The sequence below is a fragment of the Acidithiobacillus sp. TH-A36 genome (assembly GCF_057473445.1).
Genome location: NZ_JBYCKP010000334.1, coordinates 1 through 1,651 on the forward strand (window position 1 = coordinate 1; position 1,651 = coordinate 1,651).

The following is a 1,651-nucleotide window of genomic DNA, read 5'->3' on the forward strand; positions in this document are numbered from 1 at the left end:
GTTCTTGCAACACTGTTCCCGATAAGACACAATCACCGTGTCATTAGCGACACAACTGTGGGCGGAGGATACAAATGAAAAAATCACGGATTTTAGGGGTGGCAGTAGCAGCGACTCTGGCAATGGGCATTTCCAGCAGCGCTTTTGCAACGGATGGTTATCAGTTGATTGGTATTGTCAGTATGCCATGGGTATGGGGGGCGCGGTTGTAGCAGCACCGGATGATCCTTTGTCTGCATCAATTAGCAATCCGGCCGGGTTGGCCCTGATGACCCCGCAGGCAGCTTTTTCGGCTGAAATTTTCAACCCTACTCGCAAAACCAATCTAGGTTTTGGCGAAATTGGTAGCCACACTAATATTTATGGTGTTCCTGCCATTGGTTGGGTAGCCCCAGCTTTTGGTGATGGTATTGTATTTGGTGGCGGGGTATATGGTACTTCTGGTTTGGGTGTGAATTATATTCAAACGGGTTTGCCAGGTCAGCCTGGTTTCCCAAGTAGCTATGCTCAAGCATTCAGCAGTATTAACTTTATGCAGCTTGCTCCTTCCATAGCGATGAAAGTAAATCATCATTTGGCCGTTGGCGCTACTTTGAATGTAGCGGCAGAACAGGCATCTTTCCAACAGACGATGACTGGATATACATACGGTGTAGTAGGCGGTACATCAACAGATCCGAAATTTGGTGCAGTTCCTGTAAATGGTGGCCTGAATTTGTCATCACCATCATGGGCCTATGGTGTAGGCTTTACTCTTGGTGCGCTGTATCAAGTCAACGATATGGTAACCCTGGGTTTTACGTATAAATCACCAATCTGGTTTACGCCTTTAACCTGGCAGGCTGGAACACAAAATGGCCCTAGCGGCGCGACGGGAACTGCTGGCCAATATAGTGGGCGTTTAAATTATCCGCAGCAGATTGCTTTAGGTTTGGCTATTCACCCGACCAAGCAATGGTTGATCAGTGTTGAGGGGCAGTGGATTAATTGGCGCAATACTTTGAATACATTTCAAATTTATGGTCCTTGGACTGGGCAGGGTAGTGTCAGCCTGGGTACGCACTGGAGTAATCAGTGGGTCGCGAATATCGGCACGCAGTACGATATCAATAACTGGCTGCAGGTCAGGGCAGGCTACACTTATGGCAGTAACCCCATTCAGGCAAGCAATATAGGTAACAACCTGTTGTTCCCAGCTGTGGTGCAAAACGCCATCACTTTCGGTTCCACCCAGAAACTCGGTATGGGCTGGAAATTAACAGAAGCCTACATGCATTCCTTCAGCAATACTTTGACAGGGGGAGTATCTCCATTCACTCAACCTGGGGAAACTTTGGCTACCCCCAGCGCCACCCTCGCCGAAAATTCCTTCGGTCTGCAAGTCGGTTACGACTTCTAAAATTATACCCCTCCTCAGGGTACGTGGGAGACGGGCAACCGTCTCCTTTTTTTGTGTTCAGGTTACGGGGCCGCGTTGACGGCGCAAAATCCCTTACCTTGCACCGCAGGGGGTTTTTGCGCGAAACTGGCCTGAATCCGATCAGCAAGGAATCTAAGGAAACTCATGAAGTCCATACCGATTACTGATGTCAGTAGCCTCAAAAATGAACTCAACAAATACAAGATGGGGAAAAAGCTGGAAATTCCCCGT

At 48.5% G+C, this 1,651-nt stretch carries 1 protein-coding gene; it reads left to right on the forward strand.

Translation table 11 applies throughout. The annotated features are described in order from the left end of the window. The first annotated feature begins 37 nt into the window (after positions 1 to 37). Entirely contained in the window at positions 38 to 1,399 is a 1,362-nt protein-coding gene (locus tag AC2VLY_RS08975) for an OmpP1/FadL family transporter (RefSeq protein WP_486894373.1), read from the forward strand. Positions 1,400 to 1,651: the final 252 nt, after the last annotated feature.